Source organism: Dyadobacter endophyticus, assembly GCF_014641595.1.
Classification (GTDB): domain Bacteria; phylum Bacteroidota; class Bacteroidia; order Cytophagales; family Spirosomataceae; genus Dyadobacter; species Dyadobacter endophyticus.
On the sequence record NZ_BMIA01000001.1, the window covers coordinates 858027 to 882853 of the forward strand.

At 48.6% G+C, this 24827-nt stretch carries 21 protein-coding genes; 9 read left to right on the forward strand and 12 right to left on the reverse strand.

Annotated features, from left to right (window positions below):
• Nucleotides 1-49 precede the first annotated feature (49 nt).
• The 7 genes from IEY24_RS03525 to IEY24_RS03555 form a co-directional block, all read right to left on the reverse strand.
• The gene (locus IEY24_RS03525) at nt 50-928 is read right to left on the reverse strand and encodes an aldose 1-epimerase family protein (protein ID WP_188928700.1); all 879 of its coding nucleotides are present in this window, start codon (nt 926-928) and stop codon (nt 50-52) included.
• A gap of 5 nt (nt 929-933) precedes the next feature.
• Complete coding sequence (locus IEY24_RS03530) at nt 934-2145, reverse strand: aspartate aminotransferase family protein (RefSeq protein ID WP_188928702.1); 1212 nt, start codon at nt 2143-2145, stop codon at nt 934-936.
• Between the two features lies 1 nt (nt 2146).
• Entirely contained in the window at nt 2147-3340 is a 1194-nt protein-coding gene (locus tag IEY24_RS03535) for an ATP-grasp domain-containing protein (RefSeq protein WP_188928704.1), read from the reverse strand.
• On the reverse strand, nt 3333-4175 hold the full coding sequence (locus IEY24_RS03540) for a type 1 glutamine amidotransferase (protein WP_188928706.1): 843 nt from the start codon (nt 4173-4175) through the stop codon (nt 3333-3335). Before IEY24_RS03540 ends, IEY24_RS03535 begins: the two co-directional genes overlap by 8 nt.
• A gap of 124 nt (nt 4176-4299) precedes the next feature.
• Nucleotides 4300-5397: a carboxylate-amine ligase gene (locus tag IEY24_RS03545; protein WP_188928708.1), complete on the reverse strand. Its 1098-nt coding sequence runs from the start codon at nt 5395-5397 to the stop codon at nt 4300-4302.
• 28 nt (nt 5398-5425) lie between these two features.
• Nucleotides 5426-6694: an ATP-grasp domain-containing protein gene (locus IEY24_RS03550; protein ID WP_188928710.1), complete on the reverse strand. Its 1269-nt coding sequence runs from the start codon at nt 6692-6694 to the stop codon at nt 5426-5428.
• A gap of 25 nt (nt 6695-6719) precedes the next feature.
• Entirely contained in the window at nt 6720-7433 is a 714-nt protein-coding gene (locus IEY24_RS03555; RefSeq protein WP_188928712.1) for an esterase family protein, read from the reverse strand.
• A gap of 151 nt (nt 7434-7584) precedes the next feature.
• Here IEY24_RS03555 and IEY24_RS03560 point away from each other — a divergent pair, with 151 nt between their 5' ends.
• On the forward strand, nt 7585-8355 hold the full coding sequence (locus tag IEY24_RS03560) for an alpha/beta hydrolase (protein ID WP_229221277.1): 771 nt from the start codon (nt 7585-7587) through the stop codon (nt 8353-8355).
• Here the strand turns inward: IEY24_RS03560 and IEY24_RS03565 are convergent.
• Complete coding sequence (locus IEY24_RS03565) at nt 8352-9377, reverse strand: acyl-CoA reductase (RefSeq protein WP_188928716.1); 1026 nt, start codon at nt 9375-9377, stop codon at nt 8352-8354. The genes IEY24_RS03560 and IEY24_RS03565 overlap by 4 nt on opposite strands.
• Before the next feature lie 129 nt (nt 9378-9506).
• Here IEY24_RS03565 and IEY24_RS03570 point away from each other — a divergent pair, with 129 nt between their 5' ends.
• The 3 genes from IEY24_RS03570 (at nt 9507) to IEY24_RS03580 (ending at nt 12783) form a co-directional block, all read left to right on the forward strand.
• Entirely contained in the window at nt 9507-9854 is a 348-nt protein-coding gene (locus IEY24_RS03570; protein ID WP_188928719.1) for a 4Fe-4S binding protein, read from the forward strand.
• 346 nt (nt 9855-10200) lie between these two features.
• Nucleotides 10201-11400, forward strand: a complete 1200-nt coding sequence (locus IEY24_RS03575) for a porin (RefSeq protein WP_426294150.1) — start codon at nt 10201-10203, stop codon at nt 11398-11400.
• A gap of 63 nt (nt 11401-11463) precedes the next feature.
• Nucleotides 11464-12783: an ammonium transporter gene (locus IEY24_RS03580; RefSeq protein ID WP_188928721.1), complete on the forward strand. Its 1320-nt coding sequence runs from the start codon at nt 11464-11466 to the stop codon at nt 12781-12783.
• 209 nt (nt 12784-12992) lie between these two features.
• Here IEY24_RS03580 and mtaB read toward each other — a convergent pair whose 3' ends face one another.
• Together mtaB and IEY24_RS03590 are read right to left on the reverse strand one after the other, a co-directional pair.
• Nucleotides 12993-14321, reverse strand: coding sequence for a tRNA (N(6)-L-threonylcarbamoyladenosine(37)-C(2))-methylthiotransferase MtaB (gene mtaB / locus IEY24_RS03585; RefSeq protein ID WP_188928723.1), 1329 nt, complete (start codon nt 14319-14321; stop codon nt 12993-12995).
• Nucleotides 14322-14357: 36 nt separating this feature from the next.
• Nucleotides 14358-16193 carry an LTA synthase family protein gene (locus tag IEY24_RS03590; protein ID WP_188928725.1) on the reverse strand — a complete coding sequence of 612 codons (1836 nt, stop codon included), beginning with the start codon at nt 16191-16193 and terminating at the stop codon, nt 14358-14360.
• Between the two features lie 148 nt (nt 16194-16341).
• Between IEY24_RS03590 and IEY24_RS03595 the strand changes: the two genes are divergently transcribed.
• The gene (locus IEY24_RS03595; RefSeq protein WP_188928727.1) at nt 16342-18528 is read left to right on the forward strand and encodes a glutamine synthetase III family protein; all 2187 of its coding nucleotides are present in this window, start codon (nt 16342-16344) and stop codon (nt 18526-18528) included.
• A gap of 29 nt (nt 18529-18557) precedes the next feature.
• Nucleotides 18558-19109, forward strand: coding sequence for a hypothetical protein (locus IEY24_RS03600; RefSeq protein ID WP_188928729.1), 552 nt, complete (start codon nt 18558-18560; stop codon nt 19107-19109).
• 134 nt (nt 19110-19243) lie between these two features.
• Here IEY24_RS03600 and IEY24_RS03605 read toward each other — a convergent pair whose 3' ends face one another.
• On the reverse strand, nt 19244-20254 hold the full coding sequence (locus IEY24_RS03605) for a glutamine synthetase beta-grasp domain-containing protein (RefSeq protein ID WP_188928731.1): 1011 nt from the start codon (nt 20252-20254) through the stop codon (nt 19244-19246).
• Between the two features lie 394 nt (nt 20255-20648).
• On the opposite strand from IEY24_RS03605, the gene IEY24_RS03610 reads away from it, so the two are divergent.
• From IEY24_RS03610 to IEY24_RS03620, 3 genes are all read left to right on the forward strand, one after another.
• Nucleotides 20649-21356, forward strand: coding sequence for an RsmE family RNA methyltransferase (locus IEY24_RS03610; RefSeq protein WP_188928733.1), 708 nt, complete (start codon nt 20649-20651; stop codon nt 21354-21356).
• A gap of 193 nt (nt 21357-21549) precedes the next feature.
• Nucleotides 21550-22209: a DUF4159 domain-containing protein gene (locus IEY24_RS03615; protein WP_188928735.1), complete on the forward strand. Its 660-nt coding sequence runs from the start codon at nt 21550-21552 to the stop codon at nt 22207-22209.
• A gap of 130 nt (nt 22210-22339) precedes the next feature.
• Nucleotides 22340-23086, forward strand: a complete 747-nt coding sequence (locus IEY24_RS03620; RefSeq protein ID WP_188928737.1) for an acyl-CoA desaturase — start codon at nt 22340-22342, stop codon at nt 23084-23086.
• Nucleotides 23087-23443: 357 nt separating this feature from the next.
• Here IEY24_RS03620 and IEY24_RS03625 read toward each other — a convergent pair whose 3' ends face one another.
• Nucleotides 23444-24826, reverse strand: a complete 1383-nt coding sequence (locus IEY24_RS03625; protein ID WP_188928739.1) for a sensor histidine kinase — start codon at nt 24824-24826, stop codon at nt 23444-23446.
• Between the last annotated feature and the right edge of the window lies 1 nt (nt 24827).

Consider the following 24827-nt stretch of genomic DNA (forward strand, 5'->3'; position numbering starts at 1 on the left):
CCTATAGGGATGATTTGACGACCAGGTAAATTATAAGCGTTGCCGGCCGCTACTCGTTAATCTCAATGGTAAAACTGGCCTCGAAAGTCCCGCCAGCTTCCAGCTTCAATATCCCTTCCTTGGTCTCAAAATTCTGATCCGAGTCGTCGCTGTCGGCGATGCCTAGCCATGGCTCGATGCACACGAAATGACCGCCGGGTTTCGCCCAGATGCCGAGGTAAGGGAAATCTTTATAATATACCGTCACTACCTGCCCCGATTTAGTACTTCTCAGACTTACCTGTTTTGAGATTAAGTGCTTGAAAATTAATGCATCCTTATCGAACAGGTGCTGGTTCAAATGCAATACATTGGTATGTTCAAGAACCGGTTTGGTTGTGTTTCCAACGAGGCCGTTCTTTTCGAGTAGCCAAGTAGAGTCGTTTTCGATGGCCTCGAATTCAAGATAGTAGTCTTCATAAGTCTCGTCGTCATGCAACGGGCATTTAAATGCCGGGTGACCGCCGAGAGAGAAAAGCATTTCGGAACTGCCGTGATTGATAACCTTATGGTCGACGAAAACCTTCTTGCCGTCGAGGCGGTAAGTAATCTGAAATTCAAATTCAAAAGGGTAAATGGCAAGCGTCTCTTTGCTGAATTTTAAGGTAAACGTAAGGCTGTCAGCTGTTTGATGGGTTAGTTTTACATTTGCGTTATTGCGCACCATTCCATGGCGGGGTACGGCGTAATCACCGCCTTTATATTTTACAAACCCATTTTTTATGGCGCCGATCACCGGGAAAAGTACCGGTGCATAGCTGCCCCAAACGGCGGGATCGGCATTCCAGAGAAAATCCTTACCGGTTATGGTCGACTGGATCTGAGAAAGCTCGGCGCCGGTCTCCTGCACGGAGATTTTTAGATGGTCATTTTGAATGGAATAGGTCATATGGTTCAAGAATTCAGGACGTTGAGAATGATTGTACAAGCCTCGCGGATTTGGGTTTCTGTGATGGTCAGCGGAGGTGCAATGCGCATGGAATTGTCGCAGAACAGGAACCAGTCCGTGACCACGCCCAGCGCAATGCATCGGTCGATGGTAGTCTTTAGTTTATCGAAGGATTCCATTTCGGCTGCAAGCATAAGGCCTTTTCCGCGGATTTCTTTGATTTCCGGGTGAATTAATAATGATTTGAATAGCGCTCCTTTGGTAACCGCGGCTGCGGGAAGTTGCTCGTCGATTGTTACGCGCAATGCTGCCAGCGATGCCGCGCAGCTAACCGGATGCCCGCCAAAAGTAGTGATGTGGCCCAGGATTGGGTTGGTTTTCAAAACTTTCATGATCTTCCGCGAAGCCATAAATGCACCGATTGGCATGCCGCCACCCATTCCTTTCGCGCTTAACAAAATATCCGGATAGATTCCGTATTGTTCAAATGCCCAGAAGCTTCCCGTCCGTCCAAAACCGGTCTGAATTTCATCCAGTATCAGCAACGTACCCGTTTGCGTGCATTTCTCGCGCAACGCGACCAGATAACCCGCCTCAGGCACACGCACACCCGACTCACCTCCGACTACTTCAATGACCACAGCGGCCGTCTCTTCCGTAACTTTTTCCAGGTCGGGCAAATAGCCGTGCCGGATGTGCTTTACTCCCGGTAACAGCGGACGGAAATTTCGTTTGAAAAACTCGGCCCCTGCAAGGCTCAATGCGCCTTGTGTAGCTCCATGGTAAGCATTATAGCAGGAAATAAATTCACGCCGTTTGGTAAACCGTTTCGCAAGTTTCATCGCACCTTCCACTGCCTCGGTACCCGAGTTGGTGAAATACACATTATCGACGAGGCCGAAAGGAGAGGGGTGCGGGGCTTCGAAATGCAGGGTTTCAGTCAATGCCCGTGCAAGCTGCACCTGCGCGCTTTGCACGTACTCCCCGTACACGAGCAGGTGCATGTGCTTGTCGAGTTGCGCATGGATGGCGGCGAGTACTTGCGGGTGCCGGTGGCCGACGTTGCTGACGCCGATGCCGGAAATAAGGTCCATATAGGACTTGCCGTCCGGACCGTACATATAAACGCCCTCGGCCTTTTCAATTTCAAGGGCAAGCGGAAAATCGGAAGTTTGCGCCAGATGGTCGAAAAAGTACTGGCGATGTGAAATATGCATTCTATTGTTCAAAAAAACTGGCGCTGCCGCCTACCCAGGTGAAATCCTTGTTGTAACGCACGCCGATCATTTCGCCGCGACTTAACCGGCTGAGACTGATCAGCAGTTCGGGTTTTTCGGCGTCGTCGGGCCAACCGTACATCATGCGGATCTCGCATTTGACGAGGCCGTCGGGTGCCTGGATCACGGGTTCGTAGACAACTTTTCGCTGCAATATATAATTTTCCGGGTCGGCAATGGCTTCCAGATCCGCTTTTGTGAGGTGCAGCTGTACGCCCGAGCCGGCGAAAGAGAAGAGGGGTTTCAATACATAATTTTGAAGGTTTTCAGGAAAGCTACCTCCATAATCGCTCAAAAAACGGGTTTCGGGGACAAATTCCCCATTGAGAAATGGCATAGCGAATTTACTGATCCGGAAAAACCAATTCGGATGCCCCACCCATTGCACATCTACGTCATCGGTGAAATGGTAGCTGGTTTGCAAATCGGGATAATTGAGGAGATCGTCGAAAATGAGTCGGTTGTAGATACGATTGACCTGTATTTTCCGGCCGTCCTTTTCATAGAATAATTGCCTTCCTTCACGGATCAGTTTAGTATAACAAACCGCTTTAACGCCCAGCATTTGCTCGGTTACCGCAAAATCGATCCGCGTTTTCTGTTTTTCGGGAAAGATTTCAAGCAGGATTACATTCTCCGGTTGCTCATCACCGAGGATCAAAGCTTTTAGTGTTGACACATATTCATCAAAGGAATTTGTACCCAAGAGGTAACCGAAGTTTTCCTGTATATCAAAAAACTTCCTGAATGTCTCGGACAAGAATGCCTGATATCCGAATATGGATGGGAAGCCCTGTAATTCGATAAGCTGCGGGACAAGTTCGCCGGCAGCATTCCTGCAAATCGCATAGTCGATCGCCAGGAACGAGGTATGTGCATTTTCACCGGGCACATCCTGGCTGGAAGCGACGGCACGATCGGTTTTTGCACGGAAGTCAGGTGATATTAATGTGTTAATAATTTCATCAGAGGCTCGGGAAATCCTTTCAGCCAGTTCTTTGGGTACAAAAACAGGCGTTTCTGCAACCCTGAAATCCAGGTGGCCGGGAAACGCAGAACTAAGTGACGATACGAATTGCTCGTAGCCTTCCTCCGTGAAGGAGTTGTTGAACGCTTCCCGGGCTTGCTTATGCATAGGCTGGCTGGAACGTTTTGTTGAATGCGTTTTTCAGAAATGTTGGGATAATGACAGCCTCGGTCAATGAAATCTTGTCGGGGTCGTTCAAATGTGCGATCATATCATTGTATTTCTGTTCACCGTGCGCTTTGATAATAGCTTCCTTTTTGTCTTCTTTCAAAAAATAACGGAGCATCCCTTCTGCATCGGCTTCCGGGTGAAACTGTGTACCCACAACCTCGTTGGAGAACCGTATGGCCATCACGGCGCGTTCTAGCCGCACGTGGGGACGTATCTTTTCCAGGCAAAGCAATTTGGCCCCTAAACCGTCGAATGCATACTGATTTGGCTGGGTAACCTGAAAATCACGGGAATCCACTATCCAGAAAGGATCGCTCAGCGCGCCTAAAAGCGGATCTTTGCGGCCCGTCGATGTCTTATGGACCGGAAACGTCCCGAACGACGTTTTGCGTCGCTTACTTACAGCCGCCAGGTTCCAGTGGATGCAGGCCATTTGAAATGAATGGCAGATGAGGAACAGATGCTTCTTAACCCGATTTTGCCGTTTGGTATTGTAAGCCAGTATTTTGTCCAGGAAGCCAAAGAATTTCTTTTCCCAGGCCTCACCGACAGGGGCCGGATTGCCCGGACCGCCGGTGGAAATATATGCATCAAAGTCCATTCCAGGCACTTCGAGCTTTTGCCTTACATCAAAGACAGTGAATTCGACGGGCGTGCTTTCCTGCTCTCCGAATGCGGTGATGATTTTTTTGATACATCGCATTCCCTCGTTGGGGTGCCCGGCATACATGTCCAGAATCGCGATCCGGAAATGATTTTCATGAGTGGTCATTGTCAAATGGGGCCCGACGTGTCAGCAATCGGGCCGTTAGTGTTATAGAATCGGGTAACCTATTTTAAACAAATGTGTTACTGATTAGTTCGGTTTCCGGGTAAAAAGTTTGATTTAATTCTACCTAGATACCGATTTTGGTTTCGGAAACAATATAATCTACAACCGCATTCAAACTACCGGTTTCTTCGAAAACGGCTAGCTGGCGGTCGGCACCGGTGCCCATTTCGAGTATTTGATGAATGTATTCGATTTCCATCCGACTGCCTAGCTCGTCCACCACATCATCGATAAATTCCAGCAGTTCGTGGATGAGGATTTTGTACTCCACCTCTTGCTGTTTCCCGAAATCGATCAGTTTGCTGCTGATGCCGTACCGCGCAGCCCGCCATTTGTTTTCGTTGATGAGCATCCTGCGATAGGGGCGGAAGCTCAGGTTCTGGCTATGCAGCTTGTGGATTTTGGCTACGAGCGCCTGCATGATCGCGGCCAGGCAAATGGTCTCGTCTGTGCGCATGGGCACGTCGCACATGCGGAACTCGATCGTGTTGAAAAATGGGTGGACACGGATGTCCCACCAGATTTTCTTGCCATTGTCGATGCAGTTGGTCTTGACCAGTAATGCAACATACTCGTCATACTCGGCCGCGCTCGAAAAGAAATCGGGGATACCGGTTCTGGGGAATTTGTCAAAAACCTTGGAACGGTACGATTTGAAACCGGTATTGCGCCCGCACCAGAACGGCGAGTTGGTAGATAATGCGTAGATGTGTGGCAGGAAATAACGAACCGCGTTCATGATCTGTATCCCCTCGTTTCGGCTCTCGATGCCTACATGCACGTGCAGCCCGAAAATGAGGTTGCCACGTGCCACGTCGCGCATTTCGTCGATGATCTCGTCGTAGCGTGGGTCGGGCGTTATCAACTGGTCGACCCAGTCTGCAAAAGGGTGCGTTCCGGCGGCGGCCACTTGCAGGTCCTGCTTTTCGGCCAGGTCCAGGATCATTCGGCGCAGGTAGGTCACTTCCTCTCGCGCTTCCTGAATATTGTGGCAGATATTTGTCCCGACTTCCACTACGGCCTGGTGCATTTCGGCCTTCACACGCTCCTTCAACGTTATTTTTCCATCCTCAACCAGCTTTGACATATGCGACCGCAGGTTCCGGGTAACCGGGTCGATCGTTTGAAATTCCTCTTCAATTCCCAGGGTGAATGTTGCCATAGTGCAAAAGCGGCTGAATTTTAATTTGTCAGGATTTCTTCAATTTGGAATTTTTCGCAGGCGCTTTCGTCGCAGCCGCTTTGGTAGTAGAGATTTTGGGTTCTGCCGGTTCGGCTACGGCGATAGGCTCCGTAGCGATGGGGCCCAGGGATTTGGCCGGCTTTTTCGGCGTTACCGTTTTTACCTTCACTTCGGTGGCGGAGGCTTCTTTGGAATGACCAGCCTCTTTTGTGGGTGCCGGCGCTTTTTCTGCCGTTTTAATTGGTTTTGCCGGAGCTTTTGTCTTGGCTGGGGCCGCCACTGGTTCAGCTGCCGCTACGGTCGGCGGAGCTACTGCCGCCGGAATGCCATTCACCGCCTGATTAATGAATGTGCCCCAGGTAAGGTTAATTTGCCCCGGAACTTGCGTTTTTGCCCTTTCGATGGCCATATTGGCCGCGGCTTCCACCACCCATTCGAAATTATCGCGGCCAACCGAGTAAATGTCGGCATCCGGTGCAGGGTTGCAGAAGTCGATCGCATAAGGAACCCCGTTACGTACCGCAAATTCGACCGTATTGAAATCATAACCCAATGCGACATTGAGTTTTAATGTGTAATCTTTAATGGTTTCCAGCAGCTTTTCCCGCTCCTCGCCCTGGGCTTTCAAATCGGCGGCGTAGCGTAAATGGTGCGGGTTACGCGGTTCATAGGGCATTACGAGCACATCTTTCTGGCCAATGCAATAGCAGCGCACATAGTCGTCGAAGATGATCTCTTCTTGCAACATCATCACCAGCTGGCCCGTTTCCTCATGTTTGATCCACATATCCTGTGGGTTTACGACCCGGTAAACGCTCTTCCAGCCACCGCCGTCATGGGGCTTCATGTAGGCGGGGAAACCTACATATTGAAATATTTCCTCCCACGCCATCGGAAATGCGAGGTTACGGAAGGAGGTTTCGGTCGTGTTGTCAGGGCGTTGTTTGGAAGGTAAAAGCACTGTTTTAGGCACAGGGATACCGATCTTCTCTGCCAATGCATTGTTGAAGAACTTCTCATCAGCGCTCCACCAGAACGGGTTGTTGATCACCGCCGTGCCGGAAATTGCGGCATTTTTTAGGAACGAACGGTAAAAAGGCACGTCCTGCGAAATGCGGTCTATAATCACGGCATATTCGCTCGGCGCGGCTTGTATCACTTTATCGATGGTGACGGCCTCTGCGATAATGCCGTCCTCACCTTTACTGTTGACTCTTTCGATAAATGCGTTCGGGAAGGTGTTTTCCATTCCAAACAGGATTCCAATCTTTTTCATATCAGGCTTTTGAGTTGTGTTTTGATTATTGCAAAACGATACGTGACAGGTAATCGGGAAACATTTTGTTCCAGAGCGGCCAATCGTGCTTTTCCCAGCCGCGAATGTCGAGCCAGTGTTCGATACCGTTGTTGTTGAGGATGTTGGACATCCGGATATTGCTGTTCAGGCAAATGTCCCAGTCGGAAGTACCAAGAACGATCTTCATGTGGCCGAAACGCCAGCCTTGTTCATTAGGCATAAAATCAACAGGATTATTGAAATACACCGTATCATCATAAAAGCCGTCGAGAAAACCGCGGATATCGAATGTGCCGCTCATACTGATCAGGTAGGCAACCTGGTCGGGATGGCGAAGGGCGAAATTAGCTGCATGAAAACCGCCGAAACTGCAACCCGCAACGCCAATCTTATCCACATTGCATTCCCTACTGATATAAGGTACCAGCTCGTTTTTAAGGAATTTGTCATATTGAATATGGTTCGCGACGCGAAACTCCGGGTTGAGATGCTTTCCGTACCATGAGTCGGCATCGATCGTATCCACACAATATATCTTGTATTTACCCGATTCGACGAGCCACCGGACCGACTCGATCAGCCCCATGTCTTTGGCCTGATAATACCGGCCGAGGGTTGTTGGGAAAAGAAGGATAGGGTAGCCCCAGTTGCCGAAAACAAGCATCTCCACTTCCTTGTCGAGATGATGAGAATAGTATTTAATGTGCTTCTCTTCCAAACAAAGACGGTTTATAGTTGATAAATGAAATATACAAAACAAATCATAGGAAGCAAATTATTAACTTTCAGGTTTTATTTTCATCCATAGCCGAGTATTTGCAGTGAATCGAGCCGCGTCTTCCTCCGAAATAGTGTCCGTCAAAATCGCCTTGCATTCCGCCTTCCTGGAAAGGGAGGTGACTGTGACCGTATTGTTGCCGCCGGGGTTTTCGGGGGCGGACAAATATCCGCTGATACTTTTCAACGACGGCCAGGATTTCGAAGCATTGCGAATGGCCGAAACTGCGACGACGCTGCAATCGGAAGGGAAGATCGCTCCGTGCGTAATCGCGGGCGTACACGCGCACGATGCACGCATATCTGAGTACGGGACCGCCCACCAGCCCGATTACGCGGGCCGAGGGAGCAAAGCAGGCCTTACCACCTCATTTATTTTGGATGAATTGCTGCCGTATCTGGCACATCATTATTATACCGTTGCAAACGGTATAACCTATGCCGGATGCTCGCTGGGTGGGTTAATGGCGCTGGACGCGGTCTGGAACCATCCTGAGGTATTTTCAAAAGCAGGGACCTTTTCCGGCTCGCTGTGGTGGCGGCAAAAGGCGCTGGATAAAGGTTATTCCGAGGCGGATCGAATTATGCACCGGCAAATCCGGGACGCCAAAAGGTTTGCTCCGCTGAATTTCTGGTTTCAATGCGGGACCTGGGACGAGTACGACGATCGCGACGGCGACGGGGTGATCGACTCGATACAGGATACGCTCGAATGCATTGCCGAGCTGGAACGGAAGGGCTATGCGTGGGGCCGGGATATCCGCTATGTGGAGGTGAAAGAAGGAATGCACAATCCCGAAACGTGGGCAAAAGTCCTTCCTGATTTCCTTGTGTGGGCATCAGGAAGGTCAGGGAAGGCTTAGGCGATCTCCGCCAGGAAAGCCATCGTATCAATACCGTCGGCATAATCCGAGAGGCCGGGTGTTTGCGCGCCGCCAAATGGCAGGGCTTCCGGCAAATGCAGTTCGGGCCCGGCCACAATGCATTGGATCTTATCCTCCCATTCCCGCAATAGTACTTTTAGCTGTTCTACCGAATCATAGGGCTGGTAATGCAGCACGCTGATGGGCGAGACCAGTGCTTCGCTTTCGGTGGCCAGTAAAAAGCCATTGTCCGAATGGGCGATGCGGTTTACGAGGTAAATGGACTTGTTGTATTCGTAATTATTAAAATACTTGTGGTGATTTACAAAGTCGTCCGCCATTTCTTCGATCGACTGGTAAAACCCGGTAAAATCATATCCGGACGGAACGAAGATTTTAGAAACGTTGCGGCATCCGAGCCCGAAATATTGGAGAATATCGGTAGCTAAGTCCCTGAGTTCCGCACGCGTTTCATGGCCGGTGAGCACCGCCACAGAAGTCCGGTTCTTACGGATGATGTTAGGCTTTTTGGCGAAATAATAATGGAAATAGCGTGCCGTGTTATTGCTTCCCGTGGCGATGTATGCGTCCGAATCGTTCAGTCTTTCTACGAAATCAATGTATTTCTCAAACTCCGGTTCGATTTCTGTCAGTTTGCCAAGCAGCGCGCGGATCAGCAGCGGGTCGTCGGAGCTGGGTTTGGCCAGTAAAGTATGCCCGCTTACCAGCACGCACAGGGCATCGTGAAAGCCAACCGCTGGGATATTTCCAGCCATTACCACGCCTATTTTGCGGGATTGGGCGGGTTCGGGGTAGCTTTCAGCCCAACTTTTCAGTTTTTCCCCGTTTAAGTAGTGTTCGGCAATCGCATTCAGTGACAACCTTACGTTAGCGGGCGTAAACCAGTTATTCTTACTCTTGGCGCCTGCAACCCATTCCGCGATCGTTTCCTCGTTGGTCGGGTCGCCGATGAACTGGCCCAGACGGATGAATGCATTTATCCTCCGAATTCTTGATATCATTCTACTCTGACTCTAAAAAGTTAAATGGCATGTGCCGTTTTTATTTTTCTGATTGTTGGGAAACTATAAATAGTTATATTTGTTACCCTAATCAGAAGAATAGCAACAAATATAAACAATCCGGCGACTATGGCTATAATGATAACCGATGAATGCATAAATTGTGGGGCGTGTGAGCCAGAATGCCCAAATACAGCAATTTATGAGGGAGGTGTAGAATGGACTTGGGGAGATGGAACGAGTTTAGACGAAGTGGACTTTGGAGATGGCACCATCGTTAGCGGCAAGGAAAAGCAGTCCCCTGTTTCAGACGAATTTTATTACATAGTTTCAGATAAATGTACGGAGTGCGTTGGTTTTCATGAAGAACCACAGTGCGCCGCGGTTTGTCCGGTGGATTGCTGTGTGCCTGATCCGGACAACGAGGAGGAAGAAGAAACTTTGCTTGCCAAAAAAGCATGGATGCACGGTGAATAGACCCTGCTGAATATAAAAAATGCGAAGCCTGCTCCACAGCAGGCTTTTTTTGTGCCCTTTCGATTCTGCAAATGGCATTATAATAATAAAATTTCTTAATAAATACAATAGCTCCTTTTGAAGAAAATTCTGTTTTGTCAGACTTATGCAGAATATTCAATTTTTTATATAAATCGTATTTTTTTAGTTTTTGTGTTTCAAAAACGATAAAAAACATGATAAAAATCAGAAAATTGGATTTTTTGATATAAATTTTGACCAGATTATTTGATAAATATAATTTAAGTACAATATTTGATCCAGTAATGCAGCCGGAGAACAATATTAACTTAAACAGAATATAATTATGAAAAAAGTCTATTGTACAGTATTATCTTTGATGGTTCCTTTTTTGGGTTTTGCGAAGGCGGAAGAAGATAAGAAAGCGGTGAAGGCAGATACTGCAGTGGTGACGGAAGCAAAGGATGGGGAAGAAGCAAAAGGAGCATTCGCTTTCTCTGGCTATCTGGATTCCTATTACATGGCTAATTTCAACAAACCTGCATCCCGTTCCAACATGGGTGCCTCAAATGCGAGGGTGTTCGACCAGAAATCGGGCCAGTTCTCGCTCGGGCTCGTGCAAGCTAAGGTGGCTTACACCAACGCGAAGTCAGAAGCGGTGGTAGACCTTACTTTCGGTCCCAACGCCAACCTGGGTAACTACGGCAACGCGCTGTTCAGCACCGCATTGGCGATCAAGCAAGCATACTTTACATACAAGTTTACCGATAAATTCTCGATGACAGCGGGACAATTCGGTACGCATATCGGGTACGAAGTGATCGACGCACCGGCCAACTTCAACTACTCTCTTTCGAACCTGTTCAACAACGGTCCATTCTACCATGCAGGTTTGAAAGCGACTTACGCATTCTCCGACAAAGCATCGTTAATGGTGGGTGTAGTAAACAACGTAGATGGATTAGGCGATAACAACCGCGCAAAGGGGATTATCAGCCAGCTGTACTTCAAGCCAGTTGAAAACTGGAACGTTTATCTGAACTATATCGGAAGCAACGAAGCTAACACAGATTCCCTGGGTAAGCAGCCAGACGGTTTCTACCAGGTATTTGACCTGACTACCAGCTTCCAGGTGACCGAGAAATTCCTATTGGGTCTGAACGCCGCGTACGGATCTCAAAAAGGTGACTATCAAGGCACAGGTGGTCCTCTTAAGACCGAATCATGGGGTGGTGTTGCGGTATATGCCAACACAGCTATCACAGAAAACTTCGGAATTGGAGCACGTTATGAGTACTTCAATAACGATAACGGAGTAAGAGGTTTGCTCACAGCCGCCAAAACAGGGACCAAAGTTAATTCGGTTACTTTGACCGGTAACATCAGCCTCGCCGACGGACACATTCTCGTAAAACCTGAATTCCGCCTGGATGCATATCCTAAACTGAGCGGTGCAGGAGAAGCGCAACAATTTGAAGATTCGAAAGGTGCATGGACCAAAAACAGCCAAACTACTTTCGGATTGGCATTCATTTACAAATTCTAAGAGAGACACACAGCATTTCAGGAATACCTTCTTAATCTAATACAACAACAATAATTTACTACAATGGAAAAACGTAACTTTATCCCACTGATTATCCTCCTGGTAATCAGCATCCTCGGTGCCTTCGTCCCCAATGTTCCGACACAGATCGTGACGGAGGGCATCAATTCCGGCGACACGGCATGGATGCTGGTTTCGTCAGCGCTGGTACTGCTCATGACTCCCGGTCTTGCCTACTTCTACGGAGGAATGGTCAATACCAAAAACGTCATTTCCACAATGCTCCAAAGTTTTATCGCGATGGGTGTAATCAGTGTGGTGTGGGTAGTTTTCGGTTTCAGCCTTGCGTTTGGTGAAGACATCGGCGGTTTCGTAGGAAACCCAATGTCACACTTCATGTTCAAAGGTGTTTTGGACGGCCCGGTTTGGGGTACTATTCCTTTCGCCCTGTTCGCAATGTTCCAGTTGAAGTTCGCGGTAATCACTCCTGCGCTCGTTACTGGCTCGATGGCTGAGCGTATCAACTTCCGCTCTTACGTTCTTTTCATTATCCTGTTCTGTGTTTTCGTCTACTCGCCATTGGCTCACATGACATGGCATGCAGATGGCATCCTTTTCAAAATGGGTGTGCTTGATTTCGCTGGTGGTACTGTTGTTCACATGTCGGCCGGTTGGGCTGCATTCGCTGGTGCTTTGTACCTGAAACGTCGCAAGTCGCTCCTGGAAGACCACGTGCTTCCTCCTGCAAACATTCCATTCGTATTGTTGGGAACAGGTTTGCTGTGGTTCGGTTGGTTCGGTTTCAACGCAGGTTCTGCTCTGACAGCTTCTCCATTGGCGGTTTCGGCTTTCGCTACTACTAATACCGCTGCCGGTGCTGCTGGTTTGGCGTGGGTTCTTTTTGATGCTGCAAGAGGCAAAAAAGTTTCTGCCCTTGGTTTCTGTATCGGTGCCGTAGTGGGTTTGGTTGCCATCACGCCTGCTGCCGGTTTCGTAACTGTTCCTGCATCTCTTTTCATCGGTACTGTGGCTGCGATCACCTCTAACTACATCGCTCACCTTCGTACACGTTCGACATTGGACGATACACTCGACGTATTCCCTTGCCACGGTGTAGGTGGTATGGTAGGTATGCTCATGACCGGTATCTTCGCAACCAGCGGTGTTAACTCACTGGTAGTTGACCAGGGTCTGGCATTCGGAGAAACGAAACTGTTCATCAACCACGTGATTGCGCTGGTAGGTGTATCGGTATTCGCGTTCGGCGGTTCATTCCTGCTGCTGAAAATCACTGACCTGATCCTCCCGCTTCGTGTGTCTGAACAAGATGAGAAAGTAGGTCTGGATGTAAGCCAGCACGACGAGTTTCTTGTAGAAGCTTAATCTAAACTATAAGAATAAATAACAAAGCCCGGCCAAATTGGCCGGGCTTTTATGCTATTGGGCTTTGGCTACTACGCTATCCTCAGGCTATCCTATCCTCAGGCTGAAGCCTTGGGTTGGGCTGCGATATCCCTCAACTCCGGGCTTCAGCCTGGGGTTCGACGGCTGCCCACGGACATGGGCTTTAGCCCAAGCCGATCGCGCGGAGCCTAGTGTACCAGTATCTCTTCGGCAACTTCAGTGACTTCCATCAAGCCTTCCGGATTGATATGATCAAACCGCACATCTTTGGTCTCATTGATCAGCAGCGGATCATATTTCACGGCTACGCGAACGTAGTTGCCTGTAAAGCCGAGCATCCGGCCATTCTGCACTTCGTCTTCAAAAAGCACCTTGCTTTCTTTGCCAATCTGGCTTTCGTAGAAGAAGCGTTTTTTCTTGTCCGAAAGGATATGCAGCATTTTCGAGCGTTCGGCGCGTTCGCTTTTTGAAACTATGGGGCGAATAGCCAGCGCCGTTGTATTTTCCCTTTCAGAGTAGGTAAATACGTGTAAGTAGGATACTTCCAGTTCATTCAGGAAGTGGTAGGTTTCTTCAAAAAGCTCCTTTGTTTCACCTGGATGGCCTACGATTACGTCCACGCCAATGCAGCAATCCGGCATAAGCGCCTTGATTTTCGCAACACGCTCGGTGTACAATTCGCGTTTATAGCGGCGTTTCATCAGCCCCAGTACCTTGTTCGAACCCGATTGCAGCGGAATATGAAAGTGCGGGGCAAAACGTTTGGACTGCGCCACGAATTCGATGATCTCGTCGGTGAGCAGATTGGGCTCGATGGAAGAAATGCGGAAGCGCTCGATGCCTTCCACTTCGTCCAAAGCCTTGATCAGGTCGAGGAAAGTTTCTTCGCGTACACCGTTACGCAAGCCAAAATCACCGATGTTGACGCCGGTCAAAACGATTTCCTTCACATCACGGGAGGCGATGTCGCGGGCGGCTTTTACGATATTTTCAATACTGTCCGAGCGGCTTTTTCCCCGTGCGAGCGGAATCGTACAGTAGGCGCACGGGTAGTCGCAGCCGTCCTGCACTTTCAGGAACGTACGTGTGCGGTCGTTGAGCGAATAGGAGGTGTGGTATTCTACGGCATGGTCAATCGTCGAAGCGATTACCTGTGCCGGCTGCCCTGATGGCGTTTTCTCGAATGTATCGATCAATTCTACCAGCCGAAATTTCTCTGCGGCGCCCAAGACCGCATCTACGCCCGGTATCTCGGAAATTTCTTTCGGTTTCAGCTGCGCGTAGCAGCCGATGATCGCCACGTAGCCGTCCGCATTGATTTTTTGGGCCTCACGGACGATTTTGCGGCATTTCTTGTCCGCATTCTCGGTAACAGAGCAGGTGTTGATGATAAATATATCCGGGTTTTCGTTGAATTCCACTTTGGTATACCCTTTATCCTCGAACATCCGGCCGATGGAAGAGCTTTCGGAGTAATTCAGCTTGCACCCTAATGTATAAAAAGCGACTTTTTTCATTGTTTTTAAATATCCTGCAAAATTACACCTTTATTATCAACGCTTTAAATAATCTCCAAAAGAAGATTGCAGGTAGGCCTTGCCCAGCGCTTCTTCCTGCTGTGGCAATGCGCCGTTTTTTTCGGTGATATTCCCTCCGATGTTGTCCCGCACGAGAAACCCGCCGGGGCGCATCCAGCCCAGGCCGTTGTTGAATGCGAAATAGGCAAAATCGTGGCGGCCTGTCTTGAAAATGTCGTTACTCCACGCAAAAGTTCCGGAGGGAAGCTGCATTTGGTTCAAAATCGTGGCGGCCAGGTCAGTTTGCGACGCCAATGTGTCCACGCGGGCAGGTGCGACCGTGAGCGCCCCGCCGAGCCAGAGCATGGGAATATGAAATTCCGAGGGCTTGTCCTTCCGGGTTTCCGGCAGCGGATGCCCGTGGTCTGCGATGATAACGACAAGCGTATTCTTCCACCACGGTTTGGTTTTAGCCTCCCGCAAAAATGCTCCGAGAGATTCATCAGTATAATGTAATGCGTTCAGGAACAAGTGTTCCGGATCGTTGCCCGGGATCACCGTTTTGGTGGGTACTTCAAACGGCTCGTGACTGCTTAACGTAAATATTGTTGAGAAAAATGGCTGCTTTTCACGGTCGAGATCATGCATTAACCGCTTGAAAACCACATGGTCGTGTGCCCCCCATTTAGAGTTCATGTCTTTGGAATCGAACTCGGCTTTGTCGATAATGCGGTCGAAACCCTGTTGGAGGAAATAGGATTTCATATTCGCAAACTCGGTTTCGCCCCCGTAATAAAAGGAAGTTTGCCAGCCACGCTCCTTGAAAATGGTCGGTAGAGAAGGCAGCGAGGCGGTTTTTTTGGGTATTTTAATGATGGAAGTGGTCGGTTGTGCGGGATAACCGCTCAAAATAGCCACCATACCCTTGTCGCTACGGTTGCCGCTCGCATATATATTGGTAAAGAGCAGGCCTTCTTTCGCAATCCGGTCAAATTGCGGGGTAACCTCTTTTAATCCCCCCAACGAACTCACTGCTTTGGCCGTAAAGCTTTCCCAAATAATTACGAGCACATTCTTTTTACCGGTGGTGTCGATGATTTGCGTTGTTTCGCCGTTTGCTTTATACAGATTCGCCACCGTATGGTTAGCCTCCGAATCTTCACCGTATTTGAAAGGATTTTCATTGGAATAACCCTCATTGAGCAATGACCGGACGTAATTCCATGGCACGTTCACGGCCGCGTAATTGGCAAAACTCTTATCGCTGAAAAAGACTGCACTCTCGTTCATCGGAGCGAGCTGGAAGCCGCCGCGAATTGGGATGATCAGGCTCCCGGCTATGACAAGAAATGCGGGGATCATGTATAGGTGTGCCGACCGCCGGAATGAGCCGGTTATTCGCCGGACAATGGTTTGTAAAATACGGTTGATCAGAAAAATAAGCCCGACCAGCAGCAGCAGCAGCGGAAAAACCGGTGCCGCACCCATCGATGCCATCGCTTCGGAGGGCGTTTCGAGGTAATGCAGCGAAGTAGCGTCGATCCGGAAACCCCAGGCACGGAAGAGTTCGAGGTCGACGACCGACAGCAATGTGATGAGCGATACGATAATGATCGTGTAAATGGATAACGTCCTGCGGTACCAGTCCCAGCGATGCCCCGTGAACATCATTAACAATGTAGGGATCGCCAGAATATAGGCGGCGAAGGAAATATCCATCGGTAGGCCGTGGCTCGCGCTTGCGACCCACAGCGAGGAGGGAAGTTCGAGCGCCTTTTTATAATGATATGCCAGGAAAATGATACGGAAAAACTGGAAAATCAGAACCCAGGCAAGCCCGTACAAGGCGACAAATTCAAGTCTCTTAAGCATTGGTGTCTATGAACAATTTGCAAAGTTCTTAAAAATGCGTTAACCTGTGGTAACCGTTGGACAGCTATTGTGAAAATGTAGAGAGGATTTGTGGTTCGTATCGGTAAATAAATAATTTTGGGGAGAATTAATATAAATCAATAAATACATGACTTTTCGTTCCAAAGCTTTTGAGATCGCGCAAGGCCGCGTCTCGCCTGTTTTGACCCCTCCCACAGAAAAAGTAGCCGACCTTTATGGTAGCAATACATTCAGTGATGATGTGATGAAGACCCTGCTTTCGGCAGAGGCATATACCAAAATCTCCAACGCGATCCGCTCCGGCTCGACCATCGACCGTGAAGTGGCGGAAGAAGTGGCGGCCGCGATGAAATCGTGGGCGATTTCGAAAGGGGCAACGCACTACACCCACTGGTTCCAGCCGCTCACCGGAACGACGGCCGAAAAACACGATTCGTTTTTCGACCTCACAATGGATGGGAAGGCGGTAGAGAAATTCAAAGGCAGCGCATTGGTGCAGCAGGAACCGGATGCTTCCTCGTTCCCCAGCGGCGGCTTGCGCGCTACCTTCGAGGCAAGGGGTTACACAGGTTGGGACCCAAGCTCGCCCGCATTCCTGATGGACAATGGTGCAGGCGGAAAGACATTGTGTATCCCGTCGGTTTTTATCTCTTATAATGGAGAGGCACTGGATTACAAAGCGCCTCTTTTGCGCTCGCTGATGACGCTCGACAAGGCGGCAACAGGCGTTTGTCAGTTCTTCAACCGCGATGTGGCCAAGGTAACACCGACGCTGGGCATCGAGCAGGAGTATTTTTTGGTCGATAAGGCATTGTACTATGCCCGTCCCGATCTGCTGATGTCCGGCCGGACGGTTTTCGGGCATAATCCCGCACGCGGCCAGCAGCTCGACGACCATTATTTTGGTTCGATCTCACCACGGGTGAATGCATTTATGGTGGATTTTGAGTTCGAAGCGTTGAAGCTCGGTATCCCGGTGAGAACGCGCCATAATGAAGTGGCTCCCGGCCAGTTCGAATGTGCACCCACTTTCGAGGAAGTCAACCTTGCTATCGATCACAACGCATTATTGATGGACTTAATGCAGAAAATCGGGGACAAGCATAACTTTCAGGTCCTTTTCCACGAAAAGCCATTCGCCGGTATTAACGGGAGCGGAAAGCACAACAACTGGTCGCTTTCGACGGATACAGGCATTAACCTGCTTGCACCAACTTCGAAACCAAAAGAGAACCTCCGCTTTCTGACGTTCCTGATGAATGTGGTGAAAGCCGTTCACGATCATGCCGATCTGCTGCGGGCTTCCATATCGTCCGCGGGTAACGAGCATCGCCTGGGAGCGAACGAGGCACCGCCGTCGATCGTTTCGGTGTTTTTGGGGGGAGAACTTACGACCATGCTGGAAGAGCTCGTTAACAAAGGGGAAATTACACTTGAAAAAGGGGAGAACTTCTACTATAAACTGGGTATTACCCGTATTCCAAACCTACAACGCGACAACACCGACCGTAACCGTACGTCGCCATTCTGTTTTACGGGAAATAAATTCGAATACCGCGCCGTAGGCAGCTCACAAAACAGCGCGTCGCCGATGATCATCCTGAACACGATCGTCGCTAATCAGCTGCTCGACTTCAAACGTGAAATGGATGAGCGCCTTGCAGCTGGTGAGGAAAAGAAAGTGGCGACCGTAGAGATACTGAGACGCTATTTCCTTGAATCTAAAAACATCCTTTTTGAAGGAAACGGGTATTCGGATGAATGGATTGAGGAAGCAGCGAAACGCGGGTTAAGTAATATCCGTGAGACTTATGATGCACTATACCCGTATAAGACAGACAAGACCGTCGGGGTTTTTGAAAGAACCGGTGTGCTGAGCTCCCGTGAACTTCACGCGCGCTACGAGATCGAGCTGGAAAATTATGTGAAGAAGTTACAGATAGAATCACGCGTGATCGGTGACCTGGCGTTGAACCACATTGTGTCGACGGTCGTGAAATACCAATTCAAACTCGCACAGACGGCCCGCTCGCTGACCGACCTTGAAATGCTGGAAGAAGCCGAGCCGATCAAGGAAATTATCCGCGACATTTCTTCGCACGTGGTGGTGATAAAAAAGCTGGTGCACGAAATGACCGAAAGTCGCAAAAGGGCCAACAATATCGAAGGTCTGTTCGAACGCGCCAAATGCTATGGTTCGGAGGTGAAAGGCTTTTTCGATGAGATCCGTTATCACGTCGATAAGCTCGAATTGTTGATCGATGATGAAGACTGGCCGCTTGCCAAGTACCGCGAAATGTTATTTTTGGAGTAATTTTGCAATTGAATCAAAAAACAATGAATATGAATCCCGGATTTGATCCAGAAGAAATCGCTCAACTTAAAGAGGAATGCAAGGCCGAGAATGCGAACTTTATATATGTAGAGGACGAGTTTGAGGATGACGACGATAATAACGAACATGCACACGTCCAGTTTGTCGGTAAGTATAAAGATCAGGAGGTCATTTACGACGCATTGATTTTTACATTGCGCCTGCACCACTCAACGCTCGTGTACGACGAAGCGCTGGAACGGTTGAAGAAGGAAATGCCAAACTATGTGTCGCCTGATGAGCGCCCTGCAAACTATAAGATCAGCGACGAGCAGGAAGACGAAGCTGAACTGCTCCTGACCGAATTCATCGAGGAGATCGAAGAAAATGAAGAAATTACGGTCCGCGAGCATGTCGAGATCGACGACCAGTTCGAATACGGCGTAGGCCTGGAAGTGGGATTAAATAAAACGGAGATCAACGACAAGATCATCAGCGATTTCGTAAAAGCCTTCACTACCGGTAATGTACAGCTCGATCCGACGTTGTACTCGTTCACTGGCAGCGAGGACGAAGACTGATTCCAATGCATAATTTGTAAAAGAGTGCCTTTTACCGAAGGCGCTCTTTTTTTGTGCAAATCTTTCAGGCGTTAAAACAAAATGACCACCTCGAAAAGGTGGTCATTTTGCAAAAATATGTTTCGTTCTGCGAATTAGATAGCAGATTTAACAGTCTTGATAATGCGAGCTGCTACTTTGTAAGGATCAGCTGCCGAGTTTGGACGACGGTCTTCCAGGTATCCGTTCCACCCTTTTGCAGGGACAGTAACAGGGATACGGATAGAAGCACCACGGTCGGAAACACCGTAGCTGAAATCGTGGATAGAAGCAGTTTCGTGCTTTCCAGTCAGACGGAGGTGGTTGTCAGCACCGTAAACTTCGATGTGCTCTTTCACCACAGGACGGAATGCTTCGCAAATTTTGTCGAAAGTATCTTTGCTTCCGGCAGTTCTCAAAGTAGTGTTTGAGAAGTTAGCGTGCATACCTGAACCGTTCCAGTCGAGCGCGCCAAGCGGCTTGCAGTGCCAGTTGATGGAAACACCATATTTTTCACCGATTCTTTCCAGGAGGTAACGGCCAAGCCAGATCTGGTCACCAGCTTCCTGCGCACCTTTTGCGAAGATCTGGAATTCCCACTGTCCTGCTGCTACTTCTGCATTGATACCTTCCACGTTCAAACCTGCTTCGAGGCATGCGTCAAGGTGTTCTTCTACGATCTCGCGACCGTACGCGTTAGCTGCGCCAACTGAGCAGTAGTATGGTCCTTGTGGAGCAGGGTAACCGCCCGCAGGGAAGCCGAGAGGCTTGTTGGTTTCGTTATCCCAAAGGAAATATTCTTGTTCAAATCCGAACCAGAAGTCGTTGTCACCATCTTCAATAGTAGCACGGCCGTTTGATTCGTGAGGAGTTCCGTCAGCGTTCAATACCTCGCACATTACCAGGTAGCCATTCTTACGCTGTGGATCAGGAATAATGTAAACCGGTTTCAGCAAACAGTCGGAAGAACCGCCAGGAGCCTGCTCAGTCGATGAACCATCAAACGACCACATTGCGCAATCTTCCAGTTTTCCACTAAAATCGTTTTCAATTTTGGTTTTGCTGCGTAAACTTTGGGTCGGCTTGTAGCCATCCAACCAAATATATTCCAGCTTGGACTTTGACATAATAGTACTAGATAAAGTGGTGACGAATAATTATAACGGCACAATATTAATGCAAAAATGTATTTACAAAAAATAAATGCTAGGAAAAATTAACCTTCCACAAAATATTATTGCGTTCGTGGTAGTATTGTCAGTAAAAAATGCACTATTCCAATAAAACAACCCTGTTTCAAAAAACGCGGTTTCGAAGGATTTTTTTGATAAAAAGTCGGAAACAGGTTAAAAATATGCCTTTGAAAATATAAAATAGCGAGAATATCCTATAAACTGTAACTTTTGAATCCTCGTGCAGATAGAATTCTGCGGGGATTGTAAATTTTGTGCTGTTGCCGATATTTTGTATATTTTTGAAGGCTTCATCGGTATTTGCCGACATCACTACAATATTAGAAAAATGCATTTGTTTTACCAGCCTGACCCTCACGTTTTTGAACTCGACGAAGAGGAAGCAAGGCATAGTTCGAAGGTTTTGAGGCTGGGTTCCGGCGACATGATTTACGTCACAAATGGCAAAGGCCTGCTGCAAAAATGCCGGCTCAACATTCAGGGACGTAAAGTAGGTTATGAAGTGATAGAATCCAAAATGACGGACCGGAGGAATTTCGCCGTCAATATGGCGATCGCGCCCACGCGCAAGGCCGAACGGAATGAATGGATGGTGGAGAAAATGACCGAAATAGGGGTGGAGCGCATCGATTTTGTTGTGACGGAACATACCAACCCTGAGACTTTGAATCGCGTCGTGAACCTGACCAGGCTGAACCGCATCGCCGCCGCCGCCATGAAGCAGTCGCAGCAATATTATATGCCGGTAATTACAGTAAATAACAAGTACGAGCCGTTTATTAAAAGCATTGATGACGCTATCCGTCTGATTGCCTATGTTCCTGAGCAAAACATCGTGGAGCACGTTTTTGGTAGAATTAAAAAAGGTAGCGACACCAGACTGCTGATCGGCCCGGAGGGAGATTTCAGTCCAAGAGAAGTGGAGTTGGCCCTTGAAAACGGTTTTCAAACGGTTTCACTTGGCCCTACTCGCCTCAGAACAGAAACCGCCGCCGTCGCAGGATGCCACGCCATTAACCTGGCGCAGATTTTGTAATGAGGGAATGAGTGAATTTTGAATGACCGAATGACTGACCGGGCCGCCGGTGCGATGACTGAATTGTTTTCAGGTTTTAGCAAAGGAATTTTAGTCTTCATGGATCAACTCAAGATTATTCAATCATCGCACCGGAGACCCGGTCAATCATTCAATCTTTTAAAAATTATTCGCACATTCACTCATTAAACCCATGAAGCCCCGCCTCCTCGTTATCGCCTTTTTACTCTGTACCGCCGTCACCTCGTACGGGCAATCGTCTCTAAAGATCGCCAAGCTCAAATATGGCGGAGGGGGTGATTGGTATGCCAATAAAACATCACTTCCCAATCTGATAAAGTTTTGCAATGCGGAGCTTAAAATGAATATCAATCCGGTTGAAGACGTGGTGGAAGTGGGCAGTCCTGATATTTTCTCCTACCCGTTTGTGCATATGACCGGGCATGGGAACGTCGTTTTCAGCGATGCGGAAGCACAGAACCTGAGAAACTACTTGCTTTCGGGCGGGTTCCTGCATGTGGACGACAATTATGGGCTCGACCAGTTTATACGCCGGGAAATGAAGAAGGTCTTTCCCGAACTCTCGTTTGTAGAACTTCCGTATGATCATCAGATCTACAATATGAAATACAAATTCCCCGACGGCCTACCCAAAGTACACGAACACGACGGAAAACAACCGCAAGGCTTTGGGCTGATCTGGCAGGGACGGCTGATCTGCTATTACAGCTACGAAACCGATTTGGGAAATGGCTGGGAAGACCAGAGTGTATATAACGATCCCGAAGAAATGCGCCGGAAGGCGTTACAAATGGGGGCGAACCTGCTTAGCTACGCATTCATGATCGAGTAGGCGAGTGATGCTTCGGGTGCCCGTAAGGCCTATGGCTATATTCCAAATTTAGTTTGGGAAATTTCGGTTTTCTAACCTTTGGCACTTACTTTTGTACAAAGTTTAGTATATTATTATTTTACGCCGTTCCATGTATATAGTCCTGATTGTATTTGTTGTACATTGGTATTTGTCACTATTCTGTCAAACCTTTTTCCTGCACCGCTATTCCGCTCATAAGATGTTCATTATGAGTAAGCCCTGGGAACGGTTCTTCTATTTGCTCACTTATTTATCTCAAGGCTCCTCGTACCTGAGCCCGCGTGCATATGCAATCCTGCACCGGATGCACCACGCGTTCAGCGATACCGAAAAAGATCCCCATTCTCCGCATCATACCAAAAACGTGTTTACGATGATGTGGGAAACGAAAAATATCTACAATGCGGTTCTGAACCGCAAACGCGCCATCGAGTCGCAGTTTGAAAGAAATTACCCTGAATGGAATTTTGTAGAGAAGCTCGGTGATTCCTGGATTTCCCGGGTTGGCTGGGGACTTATCTACCTCTCATTTTATGTGCTTGCCTACATTTATCTGGATATGCACTGGGCGTTCTTCTTCCTGTTGCCGATCCACTTCCTAATGGGCCCGATCCACGGCGCGATCGTTAATTGGAGCGGACATAAATACGGCTACCAGAATTTCGATAACGACGATAAGTCCAAAAACTCCCTGATCTTCGATTTCCTGATGATGGGAGAACTTTTCCAGAACAACCACCACAAACGGCCCAACTCGATCAACTTCGGTTCAAAATGGTTCGAAGTCGATCCGACCTACCCGGTGATCAAGCTGCTGAGCAGGTTGAAGATTATTGAGATTCGAAAGAAGAACTGATAAAATGACATTTTGCAAAGCCCTTCGTCGATTCGGCGAGGGGCTTTTTGCTGTAAAGCTCGTCTTCGATTGCGCTCAGACTGACAATTTCCGATAGGTCACCCCGAGTGTGTGCCTATGTCAGTCTGAGCGCAGTGCGTATGTCGGTCTGGGCGTAGTCGAAGACAGCCAGAACCGCAAGACGCTAGAATACCCACAAAAAATAGGCAGGCGTGAGAGACGCCTGCCTATTTGCTTATTAACACCACAAAAAATGAAATCCTTTGAATTTGCGATTGGGATATCTTTACGCCCTATCGACAATACAAATAAGATCAACAATACTTAAAAAGGCGTTAATAATAAGTTAGAATTTGCTTAGAGACGCAAAAAAGTTAGGCGAAAGGTAGTACCCTTGGGAATGTTGGATTGGATGCTAATGCTGCCATTGTGTAGCTTTACGATGCGTTCGACAAGGGAAAGCCCAATGCCGTAGCCCTTGATGCTCGCGGTGTTGTCGCTGCGGTAAAATGGCTGGAAAACGAGGCTTTTATCTTTCTCAGGAATTCCCTTTCCAGTATCGGCAAAAGTAAGCCCGAGCTGCCCGCGCGAGGGGTGCAGGCAAACGTTCACCGTGTTGTCGTCCGAAAATTTGCAGGCATTGTCCATCAGGTTCAGGAAAGCCGTTTTTAGCAGTGTCGTATTGCCGGTGATTTCGAGCCAGGTATCGTCCTCCGGGAGCTCGTCGAAGTTGAGGTAAATGTTGTAGGCCGGATTCGCCTCCGCGAGGTTCATACGGCAGTCGAGCAGGAGGTCGTCTACGCGGATAAGCTCCGTAAGCAGGTCGCGCTGATCTTCGCTTACCTTGGCAAGTTCCAGCAATGTGTTCGAGAGCTGGCCCAGCTCCTGAATGTCTTCGAGCACGGAGCGGATCGTCATCTGGTATTCGAGCGGATTCCGTTCTTTCAGCATGCTGACTTCCAATTGCGATTTGATCTTAGTAAGCGGGTTTTTCAATTCGTGCGAGACGTTTGCAACAAAGATCTTTTGCATCTGAAAGGCCGTTTCGATACGGTCGAGGAGTTTATTGAATGTGACCGTCAACCGCCCGATCTCGTCTTTCTGGTTAGGTACATTCAGCCGCGTATCCAGCTTTTGGGGCAGGATGCCTTCCACCGCATTCATAACCTTTGAAATAGGCCTCAATGCACGTTTCGAGAATATCCATCCTACGATCGCCACCACGAACGTGACAATGAGGTAAAGGACGGTCAACAACGTTTTAAGGTTCGAAAGGTTGGCCTGCCCGTACAAATCCTTCGCCCCGAGCATAACCACCGCCTTGTTGAAGGGGTATTTGTAGTAGAGCCCAACCACTTTGTAGTCTCCGTCGTCGTACCGGATCTGGCCTGCTTTGCGGATTTCGTCGAGCCAGTAGTTGGAGACGTGCAATGCTTTGAGCTGCGGAGAGGTGGAGTTACTGTAAATGAGCCGGTTCTTTTCGTCGAAAATGAAGATATTCTCGTCGTAGATCAGATCACGGTTGGTTTCGTCGAGGGCTTTCAGCACCTCTGCATTGATGAGCGGCACCTGTACTTTCAGCAGAAGCTCCGCCTGAGACTTGGCTTTCGAGCGTAGCCGGTCGTAAAAGTCCTCGGTTACGTTATAATAGGTGAAAAAGTAGACGGCCAGAAAGGTGACCAGCAAAATACCGCTTACCAGCAAGGAAAACTGAACCGTAAGTCGGGTGCGGATTTGCATA